The 13,955-nt window shown below is 64.3% G+C and carries 10 protein-coding genes; all 10 read right to left on the bottom strand.

All coding sequences use genetic code 11. The features are described 5' to 3' along the window. Nucleotides 1–83 precede the first annotated feature (83 nt). The 10 genes from AC04SI_RS08320 to AC04SI_RS08365 all read right to left on the bottom strand — a co-directional run bounded on the left by AC04SI_RS08320 (nucleotide 84) and on the right by AC04SI_RS08365 (nucleotide 13,852). Nucleotides 84–1,358, bottom strand: coding sequence for an RNA polymerase sigma factor (locus tag AC04SI_RS08320; protein ID WP_488474091.1), 1,275 nt, complete (start codon nucleotides 1,356–1,358; stop codon nucleotides 84–86). Then, entirely contained in the window at nucleotides 1,355–1,729 is a 375-nt protein-coding gene (locus AC04SI_RS08325; RefSeq protein WP_192177924.1) for a YciI family protein, read from the bottom strand. The genes AC04SI_RS08320 and AC04SI_RS08325 overlap by 4 nt, the downstream gene beginning before the upstream one ends. 120 nt (nucleotides 1,730–1,849) lie before the next feature. Beyond that, nucleotides 1,850–2,956, bottom strand: a complete 1,107-nt coding sequence (locus AC04SI_RS08330) for a DNA topoisomerase IB (RefSeq protein WP_488474092.1) — start codon at nucleotides 2,954–2,956, stop codon at nucleotides 1,850–1,852. Nucleotides 2,957–3,041: 85 nt separating this feature from the next. Further along, nucleotides 3,042–3,779, bottom strand: a complete 738-nt coding sequence (locus AC04SI_RS08335; protein ID WP_404276148.1) for a hypothetical protein — start codon at nucleotides 3,777–3,779, stop codon at nucleotides 3,042–3,044. 11 nt (nucleotides 3,780–3,790) lie between these two features. Then, complete coding sequence (locus AC04SI_RS08340) at nucleotides 3,791–4,642, bottom strand: glycosyltransferase family 2 protein (RefSeq protein WP_488474093.1); 852 nt, start codon at nucleotides 4,640–4,642, stop codon at nucleotides 3,791–3,793. A 22-nt stretch (nucleotides 4,643–4,664) separates the two neighbouring features. Further along, on the bottom strand, nucleotides 4,665–5,600 hold the full coding sequence (locus AC04SI_RS08345; RefSeq protein ID WP_488474094.1) for a glycosyltransferase family 2 protein: 936 nt from the start codon (nucleotides 5,598–5,600) through the stop codon (nucleotides 4,665–4,667). A gap of 131 nt (nucleotides 5,601–5,731) precedes the next feature. Then, on the bottom strand, nucleotides 5,732–6,616 hold the full coding sequence (locus AC04SI_RS08350; protein ID WP_488474095.1) for a transglutaminase family protein: 885 nt from the start codon (nucleotides 6,614–6,616) through the stop codon (nucleotides 5,732–5,734). Between the two features lie 13 nt (nucleotides 6,617–6,629). Continuing rightward, nucleotides 6,630–9,041, bottom strand: a complete 2,412-nt coding sequence (locus AC04SI_RS08355; protein ID WP_488474096.1) for a circularly permuted type 2 ATP-grasp protein — start codon at nucleotides 9,039–9,041, stop codon at nucleotides 6,630–6,632. A 6-nt stretch (nucleotides 9,042–9,047) separates the two neighbouring features. Further along, entirely contained in the window at nucleotides 9,048–12,407 is a 3,360-nt protein-coding gene (locus tag AC04SI_RS08360) for a transglutaminase family protein (RefSeq protein ID WP_488474097.1), read from the bottom strand. A gap of 248 nt (nucleotides 12,408–12,655) precedes the next feature. Continuing rightward, nucleotides 12,656–13,852, bottom strand: a complete 1,197-nt coding sequence (locus AC04SI_RS08365; RefSeq protein ID WP_488474098.1) for an acyl-CoA dehydrogenase — start codon at nucleotides 13,850–13,852, stop codon at nucleotides 12,656–12,658. Between the last annotated feature and the right edge of the window lie 103 nt (nucleotides 13,853–13,955).

The raw sequence follows: 13,955 nt of genomic DNA on the forward strand, positions 1-13,955 counted from the left end.
TGGCGTGGCATTACTCGTTTCAGGGAAAAACCGCCACCCCGGCATGGTCTAAGCCTGGGCTGCACGATTGAGCCCGACGGGCTTCAGCGCGCTGTCTTCGCGGTGGCCTTCGCCGCACCGTCCTTGATCAGGCGGTCGATATGCATGCGGATATGGGCGGCCTCCGCGGCCGTATTGGCCAGCGCAATGGCGCGGTCGAAGGCGACCCGTGCCTCCTCACCGCGGCCAAGCTCCATCAGCAAGCCGCCTTTGAGGCCAAAGAAGTGGAAATAGCCGGACAGCCTTTCCCCAAGCGGCTCGATCATGGCAAGAGCCGCTTCCGGGCCGCGCACCTTGGCCACCGCGACGGCGCGGTTCAGCGTTATCACCGGCGACGGCTGCATCTGTTCGAGCAGGCTGTAGAGCAGATCTATCTCGGTCCAGTCGGTATCCTCAGGCTTCGCCGCGCGTGCGTGCAGAGCGGCGATCGCCGCCTGCACCTGATAGGGTCCGGGCTTCTGGTGGCGCAGCGCCTTGTCGACCAGCGCCAGTCCCTCGTCGATCATCTTGCGGCTCCACAGGCTGCGGTTCTGGTCCTCGAGCAGCACAATCTCGCCGTTTTCGTCGAAGCGAGCCGGCGCTCGCGCATGCTGGAGCAGAAGCAGCGCCGTCAGTCCCATGATCTCCGGCTCGGTCTGGAATAGCCTGAGCAGCAAACGCGCCAGCCGGATCGCCTCCTCGCAGAGCGGCGCACGGGCCGGCGCCTCGCCGCTGTTGGTCGAATAGCGTTCGTTGAAGATCAGATAGACCATGGCGGCGACAGCCGCGAGGCGTTCCGAGCGCTCGACCGCGCCCGGCGTCTCGAACGGCACGCCTGCGTCCGCAATGCGCGCCTTGGCGCGGGTGATGCGCTGCTCCATGGCGCTTTCGCCAACCAGGAAGGCACGCGCGATCTGCTTGACGGTCAGACCGGAGACGATGCGCAGCGCCACCGCGATCTGCTGCGTCGCCGGCAGGTCCGGGTGGCAGCAGATGAACAACAGCCGCAAAATGTCGTCGCGATAATGCGCGCCGTCCAGCCGCTCGGCGATATCGCTTTCGGCGTCCTCGAGGTCGGAGATCTGATCCTCTTCCGGCAGCGGCGCCTGCTTGGAGCGCTTGCGCACCGCGTCGATGCCGCTGTTGCGGCCGACGAAGATCAGCCAGGCGGCGGGATCGCGTGGCGGGCCGTTTTTCGGCCAGTTCTTTAGTGCCCTGAGGCAGGCGTCCTGGAAAGCCTCTTCCGCGGCGTCGAGGTCGCGGAAGTAGCGAAGCAGCGCGCCCATCGCCTGCGGACGGGCGGTGCTGATCGCATTGCTGATCCAGGCAAGCTCGGTCATGCGGGAACTCTGGCGGGGTTGTAGACGGAAACCGGGCGTATCTCGTAGGAACCGCCGCTGGGGTTGACCTCGGAGAGTTCGCGGGCGAACTCCACGGCCTCGTCGAGATCGGCACATTCGAGCGTGTAGAAACCGAGGAACTGTTCCTTGGTCTCGGCAAACGGGCCGTCGATGACGACGGATTCACCCTTGACCTTTCTCAGCGTTGTCGCGGCGGTCGTCGGCAAAAGCCGCGCCACCGGGCCAAGCCGGCCGGCCTGCGCGTATTTTTCCTGGACATTGAGGAGATTGGCCATGACCTCATCGTCCTGCTCCTTGCTCCAGGAGCAAACGACGTCTTCGGAAGCATAGCAGAGGATAGCGTAGAGCATGATCGGTCCTTTTCTCTGTCAAAGGACGAGACAGTAGGACCGTTCCCGACATAAGGTCGATAAAAAAATCTGAGCTTGCGATGGCGCATCATGAGCCCGCGAGAAATTCGCCCGCCCGCATCAGCTCTCTTGCATCTTCAGCCATCGCAGGATCAGCGTCTCCTCGTCATCGAGCCCCGGTATCGCCCGTTTGCGTTTGTTGGCCTGCGCCATTTCACCGAGCAACCGCCCTTGCGACCAGGCCTCGAAGACGGTGGGATAGATGTAGCATTTGCGGCAGACGGCGCGCGTATTGCCGAGTCGCTCGGCGACCTTGTCGATGACGCCGTTCATCACCCGCTTGATTTGCGCCTGGCTTTCGGGAGCCTCCGTCTGCGCAAACAGCGAGGCGGCATGGATTGTTCCTCCCCAGGTGCGGAAGTGCTTGGAACTGAAATCCGCGCCGGCCGCATCGCGGATGTAGCGATTGACGTCGTCGGAACGCACGGGATGCCTGTTGCCGTCCTCGTCGAGATACTGGAACAGCTTCTGCCCCGGCAGCTCCTGGGCGCCGCGCACGATCCTGGCGATCCGGCGATCGACCAGATTCAGTTTCCATTCCTTGCCGGACTTGCCCTTGAAGGCAAAGCGCAGGCTGGAGCCGCTGATGTCGACATGACGGTCGCGCAGCGTCGTCAGTCCGAAGCTCTTGTTGTCGCGCGCATAGGCGGCGTTGCCGACGCGGATCATGGTGTTGTCGAGCAGCCAGACAACCGCCGCGACAACGCGTTCCGCCGGCAGGCCGTGGCGGCGCAGATCGGCATCGATGCGGCGGCGCAGTTCGGGCAGGCTTTCGGCAAAGGCGACCAGGCTCGAATATTTGGCCCCGTCGCGCTCCTCGGCCCATAGTGGATGATAGCGATACTGCTTGCGTCCACGCTGGTCGCGGCCGGTCGCCTGGATGTGGCCGTCCGGATCGGGCGATATCCACACATCGGTCCAGGCCGGCGGTATGGCGAGCGCCTTGATGCGCGCGATGGTGCTCTCGCTCACCGCGCGGTCGTTCGGCCCCTTGTAGGAGAAGCCCTTGCCTGCCCTGAGGCGGCGGATGCCGGCTTCGCTGTCGGAAACATAGGTCAGCGACACCTGGTCGGCGGAAGCCTGGGCGCCATTCGTCGCCGCTCCATTGCCTGGTGCAACTTTCCTGTCGGCCGATTGGTCGTGTGACGACCCGGATTTGTCCAGCATGTCCTCTCCGCGAGAACTTCCGCGTAGATAAGCAACGGATCGACGGCAGGTTCCGTCGTCAGGGAATGTTTTCGGGGTTGACCGATCAGGGTGGCCGGCCGTGCATCCCGGCTGCAATGTCGGCCATCCACAGGCCGCCATCGTCGACATGAGGTGGATGGTATTCGCGTCCAGGGGAAATGCGTTCAAAGACTGCCCCGGCCTCGTCAGCGAGGTAATCGTAGCCCACGTCCTGAAGCACATGCCCCGGATCGAGATAGTCATAAAGATCACGGCGGGCGATCCGCCGCTTGGGCTCGATCATTTTCAGATGATAGAGGTTGAGCCCACTATCCCTGGCTTTGAACCCGACACTGGAAGGATACCAGAGATCATGAAGGTCCTTGGACCGGCAGTTTGCCGGGTCGTAGGCTTTGAACAGGCGGTACTGAATTTTTTCGCCCCATAGCCCATCGACGCGGTAGTCGGTCGGCGAATACATTTCACGGAGTCTGAACCCCCAGGCAATTCGCCTGTAGACACTCGTCAATTTTGCGATCCGCTCCGCCGCACCGCGCTCCAGCCGCTCGTCGGGATCGATAGCCAAAATCCAGTCGGCGGCAGCGTCGCGCGCCGCCGCGAGCAGGGCGTGCCGCCGACGCGGCTCGCTGCTGAAAGCCCCCGTCGCCTTGCGATCGTCATAGGCAATCCAGCCATCGACGATCGGATCGAGATTGGCGATAAGATCGGAAACCAGATGCGCGTCAAAGCGATAGCTGAAGACCGCGATAACTCTCTGCCGCGAGCGGAACAATCTGGTCCGTCGCGCAGGTTGGGGTTTCATGTGGGATGTCATCATTGCAGTCGCTTGCCCGCTTTCGCACCGTCGCGCGCGCCGGCATAGACGCCCACCGATTTGATCAACAGGGCCAGCCAGACAATTGGCAGCGACATCATCGCGAAGGTTCGATCCCGTCCGGAAAGCCCGATCTTCGCCAGCTTGCGGACATTATGCCGGTCGTGAAAGGTGTCGCGAAAAAATCGGAACGGCGTCTTTGGGCTGGACGCGACAAGGTAGTCACCGCGTCGACATCCACGCCGGTATTGATCGGCAAACAGTCGCACCAGGCTTGTTTCATTGCGATGCACTGTTTGCACACGCGGCTCCCAGACGGGCAGAGGTTCCCGCGGCAGCCTGTCCAGAAAGTTGGTATCTTCGCCGGCTCGCAGCTCTTCATCGAACAAGCCGTATTCATCGAACAGCCGGCGATCGAACGACACGCCGTATCGCAGCGCACGATCCGCCGGCAAACCGGGAAGTCGTCGCATGAACATGATCAGATGAGCCGCACAGGCAATCAGATTGCGCGGATGGCTGTTCACGATGGCGCTCGCCACCATGCGGTCGCCGGCCAGATGTCGCTCTATCCGTGCCTCGGCCCAGCCGGGACAGGCGAGGCAATCGTCAGCAAGAAAAGCAACGAAGGGCGCTTGTGTCGCCGCTATGCCGACATTGCGGGCCGCACCGACAAACAGCCTTCGACTGATCTCGATCACCGGCACCTTGATCCCAACGCCAGCCAACAGTGCCAGCACGTCCCCACCACCTGAGTTGACCACGACGATCTCGAGCGGCGTGTTCTGATCAAGCAGAGATGTCACCGCATCGACTATCTGAACCGGCGCGCGGTAGCCAATGACGACCACAGCAAGCTTCGGCCGGTGTGAATCAGGCACTTTGCAGCAGGGCGTGTGAAATGGAGAAACGGCGCCGCACCGCGAGCTTGAACTGGTAGCGCATGCAGCGCCAAATGTCCGAGGGGATCTTCGGCGCGGCCTTGGCCACGGCAAGGAACCGCGCTGCCGTGGCAAAGTCGCCGCGCGCATAGTGGACGCGGGCGATCTTGAGCGCGACCAGGCCTTCCCTCGTTTTCAGTGTCGACCTGGCGATGCCGCAGTCGGTGAGTTGACGCAAGGCGTGGCGCCAGGCGAGGAAGCGTTGTGCCGGCTTAATCGTGAAACGGTCGTCGGAGCGCTCCGCCGAGACGAAGTAGGTCATGACGGGCTGTGTAATGACGGCAAGCGGGGCCAGGCACATCAGCCGCGCCCAGAACAGCGTGTCCTCGTCATAGGCGAGCGCGGTCGGGAACCTCGTCTCGCCGACCGCGCGCCGGGACACCAGCGCGCTGCCGACCGCGATCGAGCGAACCTGACCTTCCAGATAGGCCGAAGCGTTGGCGATGCCGGTGGCCGTATAGCCGTACGGCAACTTGAACTGGTGGTGCTCGCCCTTGGTGCGGCGGCGAAAGGCGCCGACCACCATCTCGGCTCCGGGTTGCGCGTCGCTTCGCGAAAGCAGCGATCTCAGGCCGCCTTCCAGATGCAGATCATCGGCATCGATCATGTATATCCATGGGCAGTCCGCCTGCGCCAGGGCCAGATTGCGGGCGCCGCCGGCGTCCCGGCAGCTCGACGCAATCACGCGCAACGGCAAGGCCAGCCGCGCGGCGACGTCCTCAGCCACCGCAGCCGTGCCGTCCGAGGACGCATCGTCGACCAGCAGCACCTCGCCGATGACCGCCGCCTCTGAACGAAGCGACGCCAGCGTGCCGGCTATCGTGGCCGCCGCATTATGTGCCGGAATGATGACGCTGACCGCTTTCAAGTGCAAACTCCGCGCCGGCGCTTGCGTCCGGCGGCCCCAACCCCTGTCCCCAAGATAACGGCAGCATCGGCGTTTGAGAAGCAGTCTTTGCTCGCCCGGAGACTTACGAACAGCTTGAACCTGGGATCCGGTCAGACTTTCTCGAGGGCGACCGGAATGACGTCGACCGCTTGCTCGCCGACCTGTCCGCCCGTGGTCTTCAGCACGCCGACGATCGGCGCCACATCGGAATAGTCGCGGCCGTAACCGACGGTGATGTGGTCGTTGCTTGCCCGCATCCCATTGGTCGGATCGAATTCCTGCCAGCCGGCATCACGGCCGCACCATGCCTTGACCCAGGCATGCATGGCGTCGGCGCCTTCCAGCCGGGGTTTGCCCTTGGGCGGAATGGTGCGCAGGAACCCGCTGACATAGCCGGCCGGAATGCCGAGGCCGCGCAGGCCTGAAATCATGATATGCGAGAAATCCTGGCAGACGCCTCGCCTCAGGCCGAAGGCATCGCTGGCGCGGGTCTGGACGGTCGTCGCCTTACCATCATAGGTGAAATCGCGATGGATGCGGTTGCACAGGTCGATGACCGTGCCGGCGGTCGAGCCCAAGACGCTCGCTTGCGCGTATGCTGTGATCGCCGCATCGATGCCGGCATGATCGCTGGCGGCGAGAAAGTGGTGCGGCGCATCGGGCGCCAGCGACCGCACCGCGCCGAGTTCCTCCTTCAGCCGATCTATTCCGGGCGACACGTCGAGCCCGGGCTCCGGGCGCGACACGGACACGCGCGCGCTCATCCGGATGTCCAAAGCATCATGGGCATCGCGAACGGCGATCGAGGTGACATTGTTGCCGAAAAAGTCGGAAAAGTCCGCGCGTTCGCTGGGCGCCGGCGCGAACGACAGAGACGCGGCAACCACCCGCTGCACGCCTGAGATGGTCGGCGGCAGCACGCGCACCTGATGGCGGCCGCCGCCGGCCGCCGCATCGTAGTCGTAGCTCAGATGAAGCCTGATGTCGTAGAGCATGGCTGCCTTGATCTTATCCGAAATAGGCCTTGGCGAGGCTGTTGTAGAGGCCGCCGATCTCGCCGGCGAGATCGTCGAGTGCGTTCGCCGTCGTGTCCGAAGGCTCCATCACGGCGATCGCCGTGTTGAGCTGCAGGATCTCCTTGGCCGCCGGCGACATGTGTCCTTCGCCGCCGACGGTGGGCAACAGCCCGATTTCGGCTTTCAGCCGCTCGAGCTGGAACAGGATCGAGCGCGGATTGAGCGGATCGAGCGCCAGGAGATCGATTACCGTGCGCCGCCCGGCCTGCACCGGATATTGCCGCCGGTGGGTCATGACGCTGTCGCCGATCTCCAGCATCATATCGAGCGCCCCGTCCGGCGCTCCGGTCCTGGTCAGGTAGGCCAGCGTGCGGGCGATCTGGATGCCGCGCTCCAGCCGCCGGCCGATTTCCAGGAAACGCCAGCCGGTGAAGCGGTACATGTTCTCGTGCAGCAGGCCGGAAAAGCCCGCGAGCTTGCGCAGGATCACCGTCATTGCCCGCGTCGCGTCGTCGCCCGGCGCCACGGTGGTCGCGAACTGATGGATGGTCTTCGACAGATCCTTCAGCGCCAGCCAGCCATCGGGCGAAAACCGGTCGCGGATCTGGCCGGCGCTGTAGACGGCGCTGTCCAGCGTGCTGATCAGGCCGAGCGGGATCGCCGAATCGACGTCGATGCCGAAAGGTTCGAGATAGTCCCTGACGTCGGCAAGCAGCGGCATTTCAGGATCGGAGGTCTCGGCCAGCCGCACGTGATAGGCGCGCAGGATGCGTACCGTGTCTTCCGACCGTTCGATATAGCGGCCGAGCCATGTCAGGTTTTCCGCTGCCCGGCTGGGCAGGCTGCCCGGCATGGTGCGGGTGAAGCTGTCATGCTCCTGCGGCAGCAGCGTCTCGCGCTCCACCGGCCGGTCGCTGACCACCCACACGTCCGCTGCCTGGCCGCCGCGCTGCATGGCGATCGCCGTCGGATCGAGCGAAAAGCCGATGCGGGCAAAGCCGCCGGGCATCACCGTCCAGCCTTCCGGTGTTCGAGCCAGATAGACGCGCAGGCTTGCCGGCCGCGGCTCCAGCCAGCCGCCGATATAGACCGGCGTGGTCGACAGCGTCACCGCTTCCTGGCCGACGAAGCCGCCGCCATCGCGCTCGATCCGGGCGACCAGTTCGGCCCGTTCCTCGTCGGACAGTGTCGACCCGAGCCGGGTCGAATCGTCATCCTCAAAGGCAAGCCGCGTCGACAGCGCCGGACCGACAACCATGCGGTCGAAATTAGCGAGCACATGCCGGCGCTCGCTCTCTTGCCCGCACCACCAGGTGGCGACGCTTGGCAAGAGAAGCTCCTCGCCCCGCAACTCGCGCGCAATCCTCGGAAGGAACGACTGCAGCGCCCGCGTTTCCAGCAGGCCGGAACCGAGCGCGTTGACGGCCGAAACCGCCCCCTGGCGGATTGCCTCGACCAGCCCCGGCGTGCCGATCTGCGAGTCCGGCCTGAGCTCCAGCGGATCGGCGAAGGCGGCGTCGAGCCGCCGCCACAGCACGTCGACCGGCTTCAGCCCCGAGACCGTGCGCACCATCAGTCTGCCGCCCGAGACGGTCAGATCCTCGCCCTCGAGCAGCATGATGCCGAGATAGCGGGCGATATAGGCGTGCTCGTAATAGGTTTCGTTGAGCGGCCCCGGCGTCAGGATGGCGACGCGGCCGCCCGATACCTTGGCCATGCCGATCAGCGCGTCGCGAAAACGGCGGAAGAAACCGGCAAGCCGATGCACATGCATCTCGCCATAGATGTCGGACAGCGCGCGGGTGGTGGCGACGCGGTTCTCCAGCGCAAAGCCCGCTCCTGAAGGCGCCTGCGTGCGGTCGCCCAGCACCCACCAACGTCCGTCCGGGCCGCGGCCGAGTTCGAAGGCGAGCATGTGGAGGAAATGGCCGCTGGCAGGCCGGACGCCGACGACGGGCCGCAAATATTCGGGGCTCGCCGCGATCAGGCCGGCCGGCAGAATGCCCTTGTCGATCAGCCGGTTCGACCCGTATATGTCGGCCAATATCTCTTCGAACAGATCGGCGCGCTGGACAAGACCGGCACTGATGTCGGCCCACTCCTTTTCCTCGATCAGCAGCGGGACATGCGCCAGCGGCCATTCCCGCTCGTTGGCGCCGGCCTTGTCGTAGACGCGGTAGTAGACGCCGGCGTCGCGCAGATACTGGTCGGCGCGGGCGAAACGCTGGCCGAGCTTTTCCGGCCCCAGTTCCTCCAGCGCCTCGATGAAATCCTGCCAGATCGGACGCGGATTGCCAGATGCATCGACCATCTCGTCGACGACGCCGTCGATCGGCTGGTAGTGCTCAAGCAGACTGTGCGTCAGCGGCTTGCCACGTATCTTTTTCTGATTCCCCTTTGCCATCGCTGATCAGAGTCTTGGTGGCCGCCGGAGGTCAAGGGTCATCGGAAAATCTTCAGAGGCTTCTTCGTTGCGCAGCGCGTAGCCGGACGGCGTATGGCCGCGCGGCTCGAAGCGGGCAAGCCGCCGCGCCTCGGCCTCATTGCCATTGACCGGAAAGGTGTCGTAGCTGCGCCCGCCGGGATGCGCGACATGGTAGACGCAGCCGCCGACCGCGCGGCCCGACCAGCGGTCGTAGATGTCGAAGATCAGCGGCGTGTTGACCGGCAGCGCCGGGTGCAGGCCCGACGCCGGCTGCCAGGCCTTGAAGCGAACGCCGGCCACCGCGATCTCGCGGTTGTCGGTCACCTTCATCGGCACGGTGTGGCCATTGCAGACGATTGCATGGCGCTCAGGGTTGAGGCCTTCGGTCTTGACCTGCAGCCGCTCGACCGAGGAATCGACGAAACGCACGGTGCCGCCGATGGCGCCTTGCTCGCCCATAACGTGCCAGGGCTCCAGCGCCTGCCGCAATTCCAGCTTTATGCCCGCATGCTGGACCTCGCCGCAGAAGGGGAAGCGGAATTCGAGCTGTGCGTTGAACCATTCCGGGCGGAACTCGAAGCCGTTGAGCTTGAGATCGTCGAGCACGTCGAGAAAATCCGCCCAGACATGGTGCGGCAGCATGAAGCGGTCATGCAGCGACGTGCCCCAGCGCACGAAGCGCCCGTCGAGCGGGTTCTTCCACGCGCGGGCAATGATCGCCCTAACAAGCAATTGCTGCGCCAGGCTCATGCGCGCATTGGGCGGCATCTCGAAGCCGCGGAACTCGACCAGGCCGAGACGGCCCGTCGGTCCGTCGGGCGAAAACAATTTGTCGATGCAGATTTCCGAGCGGTGCGTGTTGCCGGTGACGTCGGTCAACAGATTGCGGAACAGCCGGTCGACCAGCCACGGCAAGGGTGCCGCGCCTTTGTCCGGATGCGGCACCTGCGCCATGGCGATCTCGAGCTCGTAGAGCGAATCGTGGCGCGCCTCGTCGAAGCGCGGCGCCTGGCTGGTCGGGCCGATGAACAGGCCCGAAAACAGATAGGAGAGCGATGGGTGGCGCTGCCATTGCAGCACCAGGCTCTTCAGCAAATCGGGACGGCGCAGGAACGGGCTGTCGTCGGGCGTCGCGCCGCCGACCACGACATGGTTGCCGCCGCCGGTGCCGGTGTGACGACCGTCGATCATGAACTTGTCGGCGCCAAGCCGCGTCTGCCGCGCCTCCTCGTAGATCGCCGTCGTCGTCGCCACGCAATCCTGCCAGTTCGCGGCCGGATGAATGTTGACTTCGATGACGCCCGGATCGGGCGCCACGCGGATGACGTTGAGGCGCGGATCGTGCGGCGGGCCATAACCCTCGATATGCACAGGCAGGCCTAATCCCCTGGCCGCGTTCTCGGCTGCCGCCACCAGTTCGAGATAGTCCTCCAGCGCCTCGACCGGCGGCATGAACACGCAGAGCCGCCCGTCACGCGGCTCGACCGAAAGTGCTGTACGCACCGCGCCGCCGATCTCGGTGATCTCCTGCTCGACGCGGTCCTGCTGCCCGGTTGTCGCCGTGAAGGATACCGCCTGCTGGCGGCGCGCCATTTCGTCGGCGCCTTCAAGCTCGGCCGGCGACAGCGCGGGCAAGATGGCCTCGCGCGCCGGCAACGGTCCGCGCGGCAGCGACGGGTCGACCGGCACGATGTAGGGGAATTGCGCCGGCGGCACATAGGGCAGCGTGCCGAGCGGCAGGCGGTAGCCGACCGGTGAATCGCCGGGCACCAGAAACAGGCGGCCGCGCCGCGTCTTCCATTTCTCCGAGCGCCAGCGCGGTTCCGATGCCTGGCTGTTCCAGCGCTGTACCGGCAGCACGTAACCCGACGGTTTGGTCAGCCCGCGCTCGAACACTTTTGCCATGCGGCTGCGCTCTTCCGGGTCTTCCAGCTTCGAGTTGGAGGGATCGACATTGTCGGGCAGCTTGCCTTCCTTGAGCAGCCATTCGGCCGGGTCTTCGAACGCTTCGCTGACCATCGCCTTGTCGATGCCGAGCTCGCCTGCGATCGCCATCAGCAGGCTTTCGGCCTGCTGCGACCCGACCTTTGCGTCGCTCTTTTCCCGTGCGATCAGCGTCGGGTCGCTCCACACCGGCTCGCCATCGGCGCGCCAGTAGAGCGAAAAGGTCCAGCGCGGCAGGCTTTCGCCTGGATACCATTTGCCCTGGCCGTAATGCAGAAAACCGCCCGGCGCGAAGCGCTCGCGCAGTTTCCGAATCAGCGCATCGGCCTTCTCGCGCTTGGTCGGGCCGACGGCGGCGGTGTTCCACTCGGCCGACTCGAAATCGTCGATCGACACGAAGGTCGGCTCGCCGCCCATGGTCAGCCGCACGTCGCCGGCCTGGAGCGCGCCATCGACCTTGTTGCCCAGCGCATCGAGCGCCTGCCAGCTTTCGTCGGAGAACGGCTTAGTGATGCGCGGATGCTCGGCGATGCGGTCGACCCGCATATCGAAGCCGAATTCGACATTGGCGAAGCTCGCCATGCCGGAAATGGGCGCTGCGTTGCGGAAATGCGGCGTCGCCGCCAGCGGCACATGGCTTTCGCCGGTGAGCAGGCCGGAGGTCGGGTCGAAGCCGATCCAGCCGGCACCTGGTATATAGACCTCGCACCAGGCGTGCAGATCGGTGAAATCGATCGCCGTGCCGGGCGGTCCGTCGAGCGCGACGAGATCAGGCTTGAGCTGGACCAGATAGCCGGAGACGAAACGCGCGGCGATGCCGAGATTGCGCAGGATCTGTACCAGCAGCCAGCTGGAATCCCGGCACGATCCCTTGGCGGCGGCCAGCGTCTCCTCGGGCGAGAAGACGCCGGTTTCCATGCGCACGATGTAGGCGATCTCGCGCTGCAGCCGCGCATTGAGGTCGACGAGGAAATCGACGGTATTTTTGGGGCTGCGGTCGATGGTCTTCAGGAGGGCTGACAGCAGCGGCCCCGCCGGCTCCGGCGTCCGGTAGATGGCGAGATCGTCGCGGATCTCTTCCGGATATTCGAACGGAAACGTCTCGGCCGACGGCTCGACGAAGAAATCGAACGGATTGTAGACCGTCATGTCGGCGACGAGATCGACCTCGATTTTCAGTTCGGTCACCGGCTCCGGGAAGACGAAACGGGCGAGGAAATTGCCGTAGGGGTCCTGCTGCAGATTGACGAAATGGTTCTTTGGCTCGACCTTCAGCGAATGGCTCAAGACCTTGGTGCGGGAATGCGGCGCCGGCTGCAGTCTGATGACCTGCGGGCCGAGAACCACCGGCCGGTCGTATTTGTAGTGGGTCAGGTGGTAGACGGCTGCCAGAATTGCCATGGGGCCCCGGAGATCGGCGTTTCAAACGAATTCGCTGAACCCTGACACATCTGGCGGTCATTCTCCAAGCAGAGATGTTGCGCTGCACCTAATTTAAGCAGCGTTGCCGGCTAAGCTGTGTTGAGATTCAGGTCAGGCCGAGCCGAAAATGGTGACTTCTGAGAACCGGAGCGGAGCGTACTCAAGTACGTGAGCACCGGAAGCGCAGGAAGTTGCCGTTTGCAGCATCACCTGAATATCTACCCAGCTTAGAAAAACGCCTGGATACCCGTCTGAGCCCGTCCGAGGATCAGCGCATGCACGTCATGCGTGCCCTCATAGGTGTTGACCGTCTCCAGGTTCTGCGCGTGGCGCATGACGTGGTAACCGATCTGGATGCCGTTGCCGCCATGCATGTCGCGGGCCTGGCGGGCGATGTCGAGCGCCTTGCCGCAATTGTTGCGCTTGACGATCGAGATCATCTCGGGCGCCAACTTGCCTTCGTCCATCAGCCGGCCGACGCGCAGCGAGCCCTGCAAGCCCAGCGCGATTTCGGTCTGCATGTCGGCGAGCTTCTTCTGGAACAACTGCGTGCCGGCCAGCGGCTTGCCGAACTGCTTGCGGTCGAGGCCGTATTGGCGGGCCCGGTGCCAGCAATCCTCGGCCGCGCCAATGGCGCCCCAGGAGATGCCGTAACGCGCCCGGTTGAGACAGCCGAACGGACCGCCGAGGCCCTTGGCGTTGGGCAGCAATGCGTCCTCGCCGACCTCGACGCCTTCCATCACCACTTCGCCGGTGATCGAGGCCCTCAGGCTGAGCTTGCCGCCGATCTTCGGCGCCGACAGTCCCTTCATGCCCTTCTCCAGCACGAAACCGCGAATCTCGTCCTTGCCGTTCTCGCCCTTTAACTTCGCCCAGACGACGAACACGTCGGCGATCGGCGCGTTGGAGATCCACATTTTCGAGCCGCTGAGCTTGTAGCCGTTCGCCGTCTTTTCGGCCCGCGTCTTCATGCCGCCCGGATCGGAGCCGGCATCCGGCTCGGTCAGGCCGAAGCAGCCGATCCATTCGCCCGAGGCCAGCTTCGGCAGATATTTCTTGCGCTGTTCCTCCGAGCCATAGGCATGGATCGGATACATGACCAGCGACGACTGCACGCTCATCATCGAGCGGTAGCCCGAATCGACGCGCTCGACTTCACGTGCCACCAGCCCGTAGGTCACATAGTTGGCGCCGAGGCCGCCATATTCTTCCGGAATGGTGATACCGAGCAGGCCCGCCTCGCCCATCTCGCGGAAGATGCCGGCATCGGTCTTCTCCTCGAGGTAGGCCTCCTCGATCCGCGGCGCGAGCTTGTCGGCGGCAAAGGCCGCAGCACCGTCGCGCACCATGCGCTCGTCTTCCGAAAGCTGGTTCTCGATCAGGAAAGGGTCTTCCCAGACGAACGCGTTCTTGTCGGCGGCCATGGCCTCGGTCTCTCCCAAACGGAAATCTTGAATGCCGGGCTTATCCGCCTCCGCCTCGAAAAAATCAAACGAAATTGCATCACCGATCAATGAGCGCTAGCAA

The sequence above is a fragment of the Mesorhizobium sp. CNPSo 4689 genome (genome assembly GCF_057784325.1).